Annotated in this window: 11 protein-coding genes, 1 tRNA gene and 1 pseudogene; 10 read left to right on the top strand and 3 right to left on the bottom strand. The window is 62.1% G+C overall.

Annotated features, from left to right (window positions below):
• Window positions 1–46 precede the first annotated feature (46 nt).
• Window positions 47–745, bottom strand: a complete 699-nt coding sequence (locus AArcSl_RS08570) for a DUF1028 domain-containing protein (protein WP_119817724.1) — start codon at window positions 743–745, stop codon at window positions 47–49.
• Between the two features lie 127 nt (window positions 746–872).
• Between AArcSl_RS08570 and AArcSl_RS08565 the strand changes: the two genes are divergently transcribed.
• The 9 genes from AArcSl_RS08565 to AArcSl_RS08530 all read left to right on the top strand — a co-directional run bounded on the left by AArcSl_RS08565 (window position 873) and on the right by AArcSl_RS08530 (window position 7,843).
• Window positions 873–1,271: a DUF5778 family protein gene (locus AArcSl_RS08565; protein WP_119817721.1), complete on the top strand. Its 399-nt coding sequence runs from the start codon at window positions 873–875 to the stop codon at window positions 1,269–1,271.
• A 60-nt stretch (window positions 1,272–1,331) separates the two neighbouring features.
• Window positions 1,332–1,407: transfer RNA gene (locus AArcSl_RS08560), tRNA-Cys, on the top strand.
• A 78-nt stretch (window positions 1,408–1,485) separates the two neighbouring features.
• Window positions 1,486–1,641, top strand: coding sequence for a hypothetical protein (locus AArcSl_RS17060; protein WP_154670812.1), 156 nt, complete (start codon window positions 1,486–1,488; stop codon window positions 1,639–1,641).
• Window positions 1,631–2,230 carry a hypothetical protein gene (locus AArcSl_RS08555; RefSeq protein WP_119817718.1) on the top strand — a complete coding sequence of 200 codons (600 nt, stop codon included), beginning with the start codon at window positions 1,631–1,633 and terminating at the stop codon, window positions 2,228–2,230. The genes AArcSl_RS17060 and AArcSl_RS08555 overlap by 11 nt, the downstream gene beginning before the upstream one ends.
• 235 nt (window positions 2,231–2,465) lie before the next feature.
• Window positions 2,466–4,013 carry a DNA cytosine methyltransferase gene (locus tag AArcSl_RS08550; protein ID WP_245883178.1) on the top strand — a complete coding sequence of 516 codons (1,548 nt, stop codon included), beginning with the start codon at window positions 2,466–2,468 and terminating at the stop codon, window positions 4,011–4,013.
• Window positions 4,006–4,272 (top strand): hypothetical protein, encoded by a 267-nt coding sequence (locus AArcSl_RS08545; RefSeq protein WP_119817712.1) that lies wholly within the window; start codon window positions 4,006–4,008, stop codon window positions 4,270–4,272. The genes AArcSl_RS08550 and AArcSl_RS08545 overlap by 8 nt, the downstream gene beginning before the upstream one ends.
• A complete protein-coding gene (locus AArcSl_RS08540; protein ID WP_119821838.1) occupies window positions 4,265–4,861 on the top strand; it encodes a J domain-containing protein in 597 nt (198 codons plus the stop codon). Before AArcSl_RS08545 ends, AArcSl_RS08540 begins: the two co-directional genes overlap by 8 nt.
• Complete coding sequence (locus AArcSl_RS08535) at window positions 4,854–5,756, top strand: DUF6884 domain-containing protein (RefSeq protein WP_119817709.1); 903 nt, start codon at window positions 4,854–4,856, stop codon at window positions 5,754–5,756. Before AArcSl_RS08540 ends, AArcSl_RS08535 begins: the two co-directional genes overlap by 8 nt.
• Window positions 5,753–7,843 (top strand): minichromosome maintenance protein MCM, encoded by a 2,091-nt coding sequence (locus AArcSl_RS08530; protein ID WP_119817706.1) that lies wholly within the window; start codon window positions 5,753–5,755, stop codon window positions 7,841–7,843. The genes AArcSl_RS08535 and AArcSl_RS08530 overlap by 4 nt, the downstream gene beginning before the upstream one ends.
• A 57-nt stretch (window positions 7,844–7,900) precedes the next feature.
• On the opposite strand, the gene AArcSl_RS08525 is transcribed toward AArcSl_RS08530, so the two are convergent.
• A complete protein-coding gene (locus AArcSl_RS08525; protein WP_119817703.1) occupies window positions 7,901–8,632 on the bottom strand; it encodes a homing endonuclease associated repeat-containing protein in 732 nt (243 codons plus the stop codon).
• Window positions 8,633–9,127: 495 nt separating this feature from the next.
• On the opposite strand from AArcSl_RS08525, the gene AArcSl_RS08520 reads away from it, so the two are divergent.
• Window positions 9,128–11,665, top strand: coding sequence for a BGTF surface domain-containing protein (locus AArcSl_RS08520; RefSeq protein WP_161945927.1), 2,538 nt, complete (start codon window positions 9,128–9,130; stop codon window positions 11,663–11,665).
• 181 nt (window positions 11,666–11,846) lie between these two features.
• Here the strand turns inward: AArcSl_RS08520 and AArcSl_RS08515 are convergent.
• A pseudogene (locus tag AArcSl_RS08515) lies at window positions 11,847–12,532 on the bottom strand (IS110 family transposase); the annotation flags it as partial.
• Window positions 12,533–12,686: the final 154 nt, after the last annotated feature.

Raw genomic sequence — 12,686 nt, 5'->3', positions numbered from 1 at the left:
CACGCTCACGTTTCACATCTCACCACCCACCTCCCACGGATCGCGTTCATTCCTCGTTCTCGCCCTCGTATTTCACAGCTGCGTCCGTCCAGCCCTGGAGCGTCAACTCGTAGGTGTCCCGGAGGTCGTCGATCGGCGTCTCGGTCGCGTCCACCCGGAGGTCGATCGAGTCGGGGGAGGTGGGCTCGTCCTCGACGTCTTCGGTGGTCTCTACCAACAATGCTGCCGACTGGATCGGGAGATCCGTCCGCTTGTCGCCACCCTCCTCGTGGCCAGCCGCGAGCGCGTCGATCAGTCGAGCCGCGAGCGGGCCCTCGCCGAACGCCTCCGACTCGTAGGCTGCCGCCGTGGCGTCGATCACGTCCGAACCGGTCAGGAGGTTCCCCGCGACGGTGTAGTTCTCACCGGCAGTGTGTCCGTACCAGTCCCGGCACTCGTCGCCGGAGAAGACGAACGTCCCGTCGGCGTCGACACCGTGCAGTTGTCGTTGGGCTCGGCCCTCGTCGGCGTTTAAAAGCGCCTCCAGGGCGTCCTCGACGGCCAGGCCGTCAGCGAGGTAGTCGATCCCCTTCCGGCCGAGTTCGACGTTGACCAGACTCTGGGTCGCGACGGCCCCGTGTTCTGACGCGAACGGGCACAACGTCCCGACAGCGGGCAATCGGGTGGTGACAGCGACGCCGAACCGGTGGTGTCTGTTTCCCTCCTCGTCGGTGTACGGCTCCCGAACGCAGATGCTGAAGGTCACGTCGATGGCTGCGTGTCGCCGGGACAAAAACTCTCGCCCTCCGGAGTTCTTCGAAACACTGCGTCGACGCCGCCGTTCCGAGGCGCGAACCGTCAGCCGTTTGTAGACCGGCAGAGAACATCCGGCGATGAACGACGTGATCGATCAGGAGCTGTACGAACGGACGAAGTCGCTCCTCGAGCCGGGGGAGATCGAACTCGTCGGCTGTATCGTCCACACCCACCTCGATGGCCAGGCGGATCTCGAAATGCAGGAGCTCACCGTCGACGTCCACGACGTGATCTCCGAACACGCCGACAAGGGGGAGGCGTACATCTACGCCGGTAACGACGATCCCGACTTCTCCTCGAATCAGTTCCAGGGGCTGACGCTCGAGGACGAGGAGTTCGTCTGGGAGTGTCAACAGCTGCTCCGGGAGGGGACCTTCGATCTCGTCTTTTATTACGAGGCCGGCGTGGACCAGGACGCGTTGAGCGACGACCTCGCGGAACTAACGCACGTGGATCGCGTGACGCCGGTTCCCTGACGGGAGAGCGAGACGGGAGACCGCTACCCTTAAGAGTTCGAATCGGGTAGATTCACCTGCGCCAAGGTGGCAGAGTCCGGTCAGACGCAGCGGCCTGCAGAGCCGCCCAACGCCGGTTCAAATCCGGCCCTTGGCTTGACCCCAAAACCTCAGAATCCAACCGTCTGAGAGCCTCTTCTAACAGATCAGAATTTTCAGTACGGAGGGGTGTGTCGTGAGCGTCGAGCGCCACGCCTCGATTGGTCCACACTGCTGTGTCGCCGGCTGCCGTGAGTCGGCCCAGCCGGTGATCGCACACCCCGAGCACGGTCGACGCGTCGTCTGCTGGGAACACGCGGAGGAGTTCGAGGTGATCGACCATGTCGCGTAGCAACGGCCACGACGAGTGGGAGATCACACTCCAGAAGACGGCAGCCAAGCAGGACCAGGTCGTCCTCCCCGCCGTCCGGGACGATCTCCCCCGTCTCGAGGAGACGATCCAGCAGCTCGCCGAGCGGCTTGACGCGCAAGCCCAGCGGATCGACGACCTCGAGGCACGGCTGGAGGCGATCGTCGGCGTGCCCGGCCCGGATGCCTCCAACCACGAGAAACGCGTCAGGGACGCCCGACAGATCCTGCTCCGCCGAGCAGAGGCTCGCGGTGGGAAGGCATCGATGTACTGGCGCGAGCTTGCCGACGCGCTTGCAGGACACGGTCACGGTGATCTCGTGCCCCAGCAGGTCCACCGCGTGTTCGAAGACGTCGCCCAGTCGGATGGATTCAGCCTGGCCACGGGAAAACGCGACGTGGCACAGACCGATGACCGGAGTGACGTCCGCGAGGTCCAGGTTGTCGAGTGTGATCTCGACGCTGTTCCAGGTATCGACCCCGCTAACAATGTTGTTAGCGGCGAAGGGCATCAGCCTACCGCTCACACGGTGGGTCAAGACGGACATACCACGAATGTAACACAAGACTAGTAAAATCCATGCACAACACCACTGTACACAACACTCCACTACTGATAAGTACGTCAACTCTCGCGTCGCTCTCGCGTTCCGGGGCGGTTGTTAGGGGGCGTTCTCCCGCTAACAACATTGTTAATCGGATCGTGACGAACCACCGCGTCGATCGTGTCGTTCCACCGGCCGTGGAGGTGGTCGCGTGACGTCTCCCTCGTCTCCGTCCTCGTCATCGGACGCGGAGATCGTTGTCGTGGATCTCTTCGCCGGCGCCGGTGGGCTCTCCACCGGGATCGCCCAGGCGTGTGAAGCGCTGGGCGGCACTCTCGGCGAGGACGTCCGTCTGGTCGCGATCAACCACTCCGAGGACGCGATTGCGACCCACGAGCAAAACCACCCGTGGGCCGAGCATTACCACGCCAAGATCGAGGAGCTGCATCCGCCGGATGTCGTCGATCCCGGGGCCGTGACGCTCCTTGCGGGCGGCCCGAGCTGTACGCACCACTCGAACGCCCGCGGGGGGAAGCCGATTCGCGAGCAGGAACGCGCGTCGGCGTGGCACGTCCTGCATTGGATCCAGCAGCTCCGCCCGGAGCAGCTGCTGATCGAGAACGTCCCCGAGTTCCGCAGCTGGTCGCGCGTGATCGACGGCGAGGCGACGAACGACGGGGCGATCTACCAGCAGTGGATCCAGACGCTCCAGGCACTCGGCTACACGATTATCCGCGACGACCGCGGGCGGTACGGGGTTACGCTCCGGGCGTGTGACTACGGTGATCCAACCTCGAGACGGCGGCTGTTCGTCATCGGCAGCCGGACGCACAAACCCACCGCACCCGAGCCGACACACTCGGCCGATCCCGAGGACGACTTGCGCGAGTACCGGACCGCCGCCACGATCATCGACTGGTCGGATCGGGGCGAATCCATCTGGGCCCGCTCGCGCCCGCTCGCGAAGAATACGATGCAGCGGATCGCCGAGGGAATCCGTCGACACTGTGACGACCGACTGGCGCCGTACGCCGACGTCGTCGAGACGCTCGGTCCCGAAGACGTCGAACAGTTGCAGGACGATGTCGTCCCGATCGACGACCTCGAGACTGCCGTCAAAGAGCGCACCGAGCCGTTCCTCGTGACGGGCGAGGTCGCGATCGCCGACGGTGGTGTCACGGGGGAGGAGCCGGATCCCGGCGCCGTGCTGGTGATGGGCCAGCATTCGGGGGCGTACCCACGCGACGCCCAGGGTCGCCCCGTCCCGACCGTCACGACAACCGGTGCGATCCACCACATCGCCGTCGACGCGTTCGTAAAACCGCGCAACCTGCCCCAGCGGGGCGTCCACAGCAACGCGACCTACGATCCCGGCGCCCAGCCCGCCCACACGATCACGGCCCGGAACCACGACGGTCATCTGGTCTCGCCGTACCTGATCGTCTACAACGGGCAAAGCGACGCCGCCGACGTCGACGAGCCGCTGCCGACCGTTCGGACGAAAGCGCGCCACGCACTGATCGAACCCGACCTGTTCCCGTGGGGGCTGGACATCCGGTATCGGCTGCTCGAGCCACACGAGACCAAGCAGGCGCAGGGGTTCCCCGCCGACTACGAGATCTGTGGCGACACCAAGCGGTCGGTACGCAAGCAGATCGGGAACGCCGTCCCGGTGAATCTCGCGAGAGCGCTCGGGGCCCACATCCTCTCGTGGAACACACCGAGCCTGTCGACGTTCGGTGGTGGGGTCACAGCGGATCCAGAGACGGAGATTCCCGCCTACGCGGAGGTGTCTTCGACCGATGACTGACGCGGTTGATCCCCTGACCGGGGAGTCCGAGGAGTTCCGTCGCTGGGTCGAGCAGGGTGCCGTCGAACCGGTCTCGGCCGAGGGGTACGACGGCGATCGTGGCTGCGCCTACGAGGGCTGTCGCAACACCGCCGACTACGTCGTCCACTTCAGCAACGGCACCGAGTCGCTGGTCTGCGAGCGCTGTTCGCTGGACAACCGACTCTACGTCAAACAGAACGACCTGCTGGAGGCCGGTCGAGGTGATCGCGATGACTGACGTCGAGTGGCCGGCGGACTTCGAGCGGACGCCAGCTCGCGACCGTTCGAAGAACCGCTCGTATGAGGTCTCCCTCGCGCAGGCGATCGACGACCTCGAAGCGGAGCTGGATCGTCTCGGCGTCGACGACTGGCGCCTCGAGACGAACATGGAGCACCAGTCGCGCAACCCGAAGCGGCCGTACGCAAACCAGCCCAAGCCGGACGACCCGAGCGTCGTCGTCCGGTGGCGCATGGATGGAGAGCAGTACGCCGTCGCGTGTGATGCGTACTCGCGTGTGCGAGATAACCTCCGCACCATCGGACTGTACATCCACGAGAAGCGCAAGATGGACTCGCGACCCGTAACGACTGGCGAGTCGGAGTTCGCGAACGCCCGCCTGCCGCCGGCCGACGATGACGCGATCGTCGTCGCAGACGGTAGCACGGCAGCTCCACACGAGGTGCTGAACGTCGCCCCGGAGGCCCCGGCAGACGTGGTCGAGGCAGCAGCCAGACGGCTCAAGGCCGAGGCACACCCGGACGCGGGCGGATCGCGAGCGGAGTTCCAGCGAATCGTCGCGGCCGAGGAGGCGATGCTCGATGACTGACGTCCAGGTCGCGGCTGGCCCCGATGTTGCCCCACGTCTTGACTTCGAATCCGACCGCAAGGAAACCGATCGCGCGGAAATCCACCTCGATGGAGCCCTCGTCCTCGTCGGCTGCGGCAAGCAGAAACGCGATCCCGGGGATCCGACCGACCTCCACGTCGCCAGTGTCGGCCCGGACGAGCCGATGACCAGTCTCCCGAACGCCGACACTGGCCCGGCGTGGCCGGCGCGCGAGCTGTACACGTCGACGTACTTCGGCGTCAGGCGGGAGTTCGCCGATCTCGTCACGGCGTGGACTCGCAATTACGATGCAGATGGGTGGGCAGTGCTGTCTGCGAAGCATGGCGTCGTGCCCCACGACCGCGACCTCAAATACTACGACAAGAGAATTGACGACCTCGGCGACGATCCCACCGATCCGGACCATCGCGTCACGAATCCCTACGGCCGCCGTCGGCCGGATGGGGAGAAAATCGTCACCGAGATGGACCAGTGGGCGGCAACCGTGGCGGCGTCGCTTTGCAAGTGGGTCGCACGCTTCCGACCGCGGAAGGCCAGACCGTGGGAGAACGACGCGAACCAGCTACTCGTGCTTGCCGGTCAGGACTACATCGAGCCGCTGCGCGAGCGCGGCGTCTTCGAGTACGGAATCTGCCGGATGGCGGGCGACCCGAATGAGGGCTACACGTTCCCGCTGGAACCGCGGTTCCTCTTCGAGGAGATTCCGGCCGGCGGGATCGGCGAGCAGATGGGGTGGATGTCCGACGCGATCGGCCGGCTGGAGCCTGTCGTCAACGACCGCCCCGGGACCGAGCAGACTGAGTTGGTTTCGAGTAGTAGCACCAGCACCCGCGAGGAGCGCCCGGGGGCTGGTCGGTCAGGAGGTGGCCGATGAGCACTGACGCCCAGACGGCCACTAGCGACTCCCCGACCGACGCGTTCCTCGAGTTCTATCGCACCTACTACCGCGATGAGATCGGGCAGCTCGCCCAGCACTACCCGAACGAGCGCAAGTCGCTGTTCGTCGACTTCGACGATCTCTACCAATTCGACCCGCAGTTGGCCAACGACTGGCTGCAGTCCCCCGACCGCCTTCGCGAACACGCCGAGGAGGCACTCCGGTTGTTCGATCTCCCCGTGGACATCTCGCTGGAGGGCGCGAGCGTCCGCCTTGAGAACTTGCCGGACTACCGCACCTATTCGATCGGCCACATCGACCCGGACCAGCACTTCGGCGAGCTGATCGGGATCTCCGGGCAGATCATCGAGCAGAGCGATGTCAAGCCACTCATCACCGAGGCGGCCTTCGAGTGCCGGCGCTGTGGGACGATGACCTACATTCCGCAGGCGTACGACGCCACGACGCTGCAAGAGCCCCACGAGTGCCAGGGATGTGAGCGACAGGGGCCCTTTGACCTCAACTACGCCCAGTCGGAGATGATCAACTTCCAGCGGATGCGCCTGCAGAAACCCCCCGAAGAGGCCGAGGACGGCCAGTCGACGTTCGACATCAACCTGCGGGAAGACCTGTGCCGGGCGGCCCGCTCGGGCGACCGGGTCACCGTGCAGGCGCGCCTCGAGGGCCACCAGGAACGCCACGGCAACCAGACGCGACCGACGATCGAGCTGTACGGTGACGCGCAGGCGGTCCAGACGGACGACACCGACTGGGCGGACGCCGACATCGAGGCGCATCGCGAGGAGGTCGAGTCGATCGCCGCCAGCGACGACCCCTACGCGAAGGTCGTCAACTCGATCAAGGTCTCCCACATCGGTCACGAGCGGATCAAGCTCGCGATTGCGTTGCAGTTGTTCCAGGGCGTCGAGAAACAGCTTCCCGATGGCTCCCATACCCGGGGGACGATCCACATCCTGCTGATCGGCGATCCTGGCGTGGACAAGTCGGGAATGCTGCAGTACGCGAAACGTGTGACTCCGGGCGCGATCTACACCGACGGATCCGGGAGCACCAAGGCCGGGCTGACGGCCACGGCGGTGCAGTCGGATCTCGACGGCGGCGGGTGGGTCATCCGGGGTGGCGCACTCGTGAAGGCGCATCGCTCGCTGGCGGCGATCGACGAGCTCGACGACATGGAGGAAGAGGATCGCGCCGGGATGAAGGAGTCGATGGCCAGCGGAACGATCTCCGTCTCGAAGGGCGACAACAACGTCACCCTGCCCGCGGCCTCGTCCGTGCTCGCAGCGGCGAACCCGAAGTACGGCCGGTACGATCCCTACCAGCCGATCGGCGAGCAGATCGACCTGGATCCGGCGCTCGTCTCGCGGTTCGATCTGATCTTCCCGATGCGTGATGAGCCCGATCCCGAGACCGATCGCAAGCTCGCAGAGCACCTCAACACGATGGCGCGGACGGGCCAGAAACTCGCCTCCGGACAGGAGTTGGACGAGACGGAACGTGCCGTCGCCGAGCCCGAGATCGACGAGGAGACGCTACGCGCCTACATCGCGCTGGCTCGCGAGGAGGTTCATCCCGTGTTGACCGAGGAGGCCGAGCAGTACATCGCCGATCACTACGTCGACATCCGGCGGGCGGGCGACGACGAGGATTCACCGATTCCGACGACGGCCCGGTCGATCGAGGCGCTACACCGGCTGGCGGAAGCAAGCGCCAGGATCCGCCTGTCGGAGACCGTCGAGATCGAGGACGCCAAGCGCGTGATCGACATCTGGCTCGACTGTATGCGAAAGATCGGCGTCGACCCTGAGACCTCACAGTTCGACGCCGATGTCGTCGAGACGGGCCAGTCGAAGAGCCAGCGCGACCGCGTGAAGACGCTGGAGGGCATCATCGAGAGCTACGCTAACGACCCGGAGTACTCGCTGGGCGCCCCGATCGAGGAGGTCATTGAGGATGCCGAGGCGGCGGGAATGGACCCAGAGCAAGCCGAGGAGGAACTCGAGAAGCTCCGGCGGAAAGGCGAAATCTACGAACCGAAAGACGGCTACATAGACCCCACGTAAACTGGCTCTCTGGATCAGTAAACATATGCCAGTTTATATATTTCTCAGTCTTCTTTTTCAGTCGTTCTCAAACGCGGCATCGAGCGCGTTCGACCAGCTTCCGAACTGACGCTGGTACGTTGCAACTCCGTGTCGGCCATGTTCAACCATGTCCTGGGCCGTTGGACGTGACTTCTCAAGTTCAGTTGCCAATCGACGCAATTCAGCACACAGTTCCTCCTCACGTACTTCACGTGGGTGTTCGGGTTCAAATCCAGCCTCCTGCACCGCCTTGTTCCACGATCCGAAGTGCCGGATGTAGGTTCGAGCACCATACCGGCCGGACTCGTCCATCATCTCGAACGTGGGTGGGGCAGGCTCGTCACTTGCGTCACCAAGCCGCCGAAGTTCATCGAGGAGGTCCTGTTCTGAGATCTGTGCATCGCGACGTTCGCCGGGTCCGAATCCCGCTTTGGCGAGCGCTTCGTTCCACGACCCGAATCGATCGCGATAGGTGGACGCCCAATAGTCACCATGTTCGTTCATCTGCGCAGCGCTCGGGGGTTCGCCCAACTCATCGGCAAGTCGCTGGAGTTCCTCGAGGAGATCATCGACCGGGATTTTCGAGTCCGGATCGCGCGAGGCATACCCAGCTGCCTCGAGAGCGTTGTTCCACGATCCAAACCGGTCGTAATACGTGGTAGCCGAATATTCACCATGTTCGCGAAGTTGAGCGAGAGTGGGCGGCCCACCCAACTTTTCGGTCAGCCGATGCAATTCATCGATCAACGCTTGCGTCGAAACGGGCATTAGCCATCTGTAACGGCGAGGTAGAGGTACGAGTATGTTTCGAGAATTCTGGTGTCCTGACCCCATCCAAAGGAAAATACGGCGGCAGGAAGGCGAAATCATGGCCCTACCCTATGATGACAGTTTCCTGCCGTCCGTGGGCCCATCCGAGAGTACATAGCGAATCTACTTACTCATTTCGCTCTTCATCGGCTTTTTATAGTAATTCTACTTCAGGTGGATCCGCTATATGGAATTTTCAAACTCCGTAGAACTGGCGAATCACTGCCTCTTTCGGCGGTTTGTTATTTATTAACACGCGCAAGACGCTACACAAAGCATTTAACCAATCCCTCTGAATGTACCTTTGCAACCCCTACCCGAATGGCCACACGCGTGAGTAACCCCGATCGAGTCTAGTTGCACGATGTCGATGACGTTGGCGATGAAGAATGGGCGAGTCCGGAAGATTGGATGAAAACTGGTGTGGTCGAGCGAAACACAACAACACAAAACATGACAAGAGAAACAACATATCGCGAAAAGGGACGCGCAGTGTTCCTGGCAGCGATTATGGTAATTTCGATGCTCGCCATCGGTGGCGCCGGTCTTGCCGGCTCCGCCGCGGCGGTTAATGCGGAAGACCCAGGTGAACTTCCATCTGCGGTCTTCCAGGGAGAAGAGATAACCCTTGAGTGGGACAGATTTGACGAAGGCGACACGGTTCAGTTGCGTCAGGGCCTCATTGACGAATACGATGACTCAGAGCGCTTAGAGACTGAGCGGGTCAGTGATGGTCAGGTCACATTCGAAACAGAAGATCTGCCTCTGGACTTCTACTTCATCCGGCATGATGAGAAGAACTTCGACGAGTTCGAACTCCTGTTTGACGACATGGAGGTCGAATTCGAGGATGACACCGTCGCAGATGACGGTGAGGTTGACCTCAACGTGACTGCCGAAGAGCGTGCAGTCGAGTTCGGAGATGACGACGAGTTCGATGTCGAAATCAACTCCACTGACCTCGACCACGAGGACATCTACGACCTCCTCGTAAACAACGACGAGGTAACCGCACAGGCCGACGACGACGATGATGATCCTGTCCTCGTTGAAGGCATCACGCACGAAACCGACCTCACGTTCGACTTCGATAACGCCGATGTCGATCAGGGCGACTACACATTCGACGTTGAAGTCGTCGACACGACGGGTGAAGACTCCGATGACATCGAAGTCATCGACGTCGACCCCGGTGAACTCGTCTTCACAGACGACTTCGACACTGTCGAGCAGAACGTCGGTGACGTCGCCGAATTCAACGTGACCTTCGAGGGTGACGCTGAAGCCGGTTACGTCCAGGTCGGCGACGAAGACGATGACGGATACGAAATCATCGTCTACGTTGAGGATGTCGAAGAGGACGGATACCTTGCATTCGAGTTCAACACCTGGCTCGCTGGTCAGCATGACCTTGAGGATGAGGACGGTGAGGTCGGAGCACCTCACTCAAAGGTAGTGCAGGCTGTTGACGACGATCAGACGGTTGAAGTCGCCTACGAAGAAGACATCGATGGCTTCCTGCTGCCTGAGGATGCCTACGAGACGCTCGCGCTGAACAACGAGACGACTCCCGAACAGTTCGAGGCTGGCGATGCGGACTTCGAGGACCTGCGTGACGAGATCTCCGACGATCCGGACGACATCGGCACGCTGTTCCTCGAAGAGCGTTCCACTGACGCAGTGACCACGTGGACTGCTCCTTCCGATGTCCTTGACGACATCGCTGAGGAGGACGAAGATGATCAGTACGACGCTCTCGCAGAGCGGCTGAACGAGAACGTCACCGAGCGGACCGAGATCGCTAACTCGACTGAAGCGTCCAGCGACACGGTGATCCACCAGTTCGAAGCCTCCGGAATCTTCGGCATGATCGCCGAAGAGGATGACTTCCTTGCGGCCGTGGAAGATGAATGGGGCGATGACACGAACGAGACGTTCGAGCTGCGTGTCCGCCAGACGGCGGCCACGACGCCCGCCTTCGAGGACCGCAAGGTCATCGACTTCGAAGACACGAGTGACCTGACGGTCATCGTTGACGACGAGACCAACCAGGTCTTCCTCGCGTACAACATCGACGATGCTGAAATCGACGATCAAGACGAAGAGATAGAAGCTGAGGAAGACTACGATGTCGAATTCGCGGTCACCAGTGACCGGCTGCTTGCCGGTGAAGACGACCCCGAAGAGGACTACGAAGTCGACACCGTCACCGCGATGATGGAAATCATCGAGGCTGACGGCGAATTCGTGAACGACAACGTCAACGTGACTGCCGAGGACGGTGTCATGATCGAGGGCGAGACCAACATCGCCCCCGGTAACGAGCTCAACATCCGTGTCCGCTCGACCGGTGACACCCGCCCCGGCTTCAGTAAGACCGCCAGCGATGTCGTCGTCGACGCCGACGGTGACTTCGCCGGCGAGTTCGACTTCAGCGATCAGAACGTTGGCGACACGTACGATGCAAGCGTGCGCGCCACGCTGTTCGAACTCGAAGAAGAAGGTGAGGTCGTCGACGTTGATGTCGACCCGGCCACCTTCGAGGTGTCTGACCTCGACGCACCGGCCGAGATCGACGTCGGTGACTCGGTGACCGTCTCCGCGACGATCACCAACACTGGCGACGAGGAAGGAACGCAGACCGTCGAATGGCAGCTCGAAGGTGACGTCGTCGCCAGCGAAGAGGTAACCCTCGACGCTGACGAGGACACCACCGTCGAGTTTACCGCGACGCCCGACCTCGACGCCGGTGACTACACCCACGGCATCTACACCGACGACGACAGCCAGACGGCAACGCTGACTGTCGAAGCGGTGGACACGCCGACTCCGACTGAGGAGCCGACGCCGACTCCGACTGAGGAGCCGACGCCGACTCCGACCGAGGAGCCGACGCCGACGCCGACGCCTGAGGAGACGCCCGGATTCGGTGCCATCGCGGCACTGATCGCGCTCATCGCGGCCGGCCTGCTGGCGTACCGTCGCCGGTAAGCCGACCACGATGACGTGAGGTGAGTTCTCTCACCTCGCCGGTCGACTCTACTCAGACCATCAACCACCGGCCCTCGCGGGCCGGCCCCCTTTTCATTCTTTCACGCTCGCCAGCGACGGCTGTTCTGTCTGGTAAAGATTTCACCGGGAGTTTGTGCCTCTTCACTCCGGTGAGAAGCGTGTCGATCTCACCCAACTCAGCGTAGACGGTTAGCGCCGTAAAGTAACTCACACCAGGAAGCGTCATCAGTAGCTGGGTTTCCTTCAGAGATCCAGCGCGTTCTTCGATTGCTTTTTCGAGGTTCCGAATCTCTTCGGTGAGCGTCTCAATCATTTCGAGATACGACTCAATAACGCGTCGCACGTGGTCGGGATCGAGAGTCCCTGCAGGAACTCTCGTCCCTCCACAGTCAGTGGTTTCACGTCTTCAGTGATGCCGTGATCGGAGAGAAATCCGTGAACCTTCTTGGCGTACTTGGTACGGTTTTCGACCAACGTCTGTCGCCCGCGCACGAGTGCGCGGGCTTCCCTGACTTCCTCGGTCGGAACGGAGCTTTCAGGCACCGAGTTTAACCGCAGCATTCGCGCGAGTTCTTTTGCGTCGACGCGGTCGGTTTTCTTGTCGATGTCTGCGATCTGGTTGAGCTTTTTCGGATGAGAGACGGTCACATCCAAGTGCTCCGACAGCGTATCGTGGATGTGGCAGTAGTTGGAGGTCGCCTCAAGCACGGCTTGTGCGTCAGCGTACCGCTGGGCGAGGTCGTCGAGGTTTGCGGTTCCGACGCGAACTTCTTCGACAATCTCTCCAGCCCCATCCATTACTGACACCTGTGCGTACCGTTTGTGGACATCGATTCCGAGGTACATGGTCTGTTCATCCGGGACGTCAGTGCGTGAAGCAGAGATTCACCTATTCGGGCTTTCCCGGGTGCCGCGCGGCGCGACACCCGGGCTGTCACGCCCATGACTCGGCTTCTTTCGTACATGGATCAGTCACAGCTACGTGCTCTATGGTACGAAC

The sequence above is a fragment of the Halalkaliarchaeum desulfuricum genome (assembly GCF_002952775.1).
In the GTDB taxonomy this organism is placed as follows: Archaea; Halobacteriota; Halobacteria; order Halobacteriales; family Haloferacaceae; genus Halalkaliarchaeum; species Halalkaliarchaeum desulfuricum.
Note: the sequence above shows the minus strand (reverse complement) of the source record. Positions and strands in the feature narration are given on the sequence as shown.

Bases quoted from the DNA above. Each gene is read 5' to 3' on its own strand.
- AArcSl_RS08540 (WP_119821838.1), top strand. From the start codon at position 4,265: ATGACTGACGTCGAGTGGCCGGCGGACTTCGAGCGGACGCCAGCTCGC.
- AArcSl_RS08520 (WP_161945927.1), top strand. From the start codon at position 9,128: ATGACAAGAGAAACAACATATCGCGAAAAGGGACGCGCAGTGTTCCTG.
- AArcSl_RS08530 (WP_119817706.1), top strand. From the start codon at position 5,753: ATGAGCACTGACGCCCAGACGGCCACTAGCGACTCCCCGACCGACGCG.
- AArcSl_RS08535 (WP_119817709.1), top strand. From the start codon at position 4,854: ATGACTGACGTCCAGGTCGCGGCTGGCCCCGATGTTGCCCCACGTCTT.
- AArcSl_RS08525 (WP_119817703.1), bottom strand. From the start codon at position 8,632: ATGCCCGTTTCGACGCAAGCGTTGATCGATGAATTGCATCGGCTGACC.
- AArcSl_RS08565 (WP_119817721.1), top strand. From the start codon at position 873: ATGAACGACGTGATCGATCAGGAGCTGTACGAACGGACGAAGTCGCTC.
- AArcSl_RS08545 (WP_119817712.1), top strand. From the start codon at position 4,006: ATGACTGACGCGGTTGATCCCCTGACCGGGGAGTCCGAGGAGTTCCGT.
- AArcSl_RS08555 (WP_119817718.1), top strand. From the start codon at position 1,631: ATGTCGCGTAGCAACGGCCACGACGAGTGGGAGATCACACTCCAGAAG.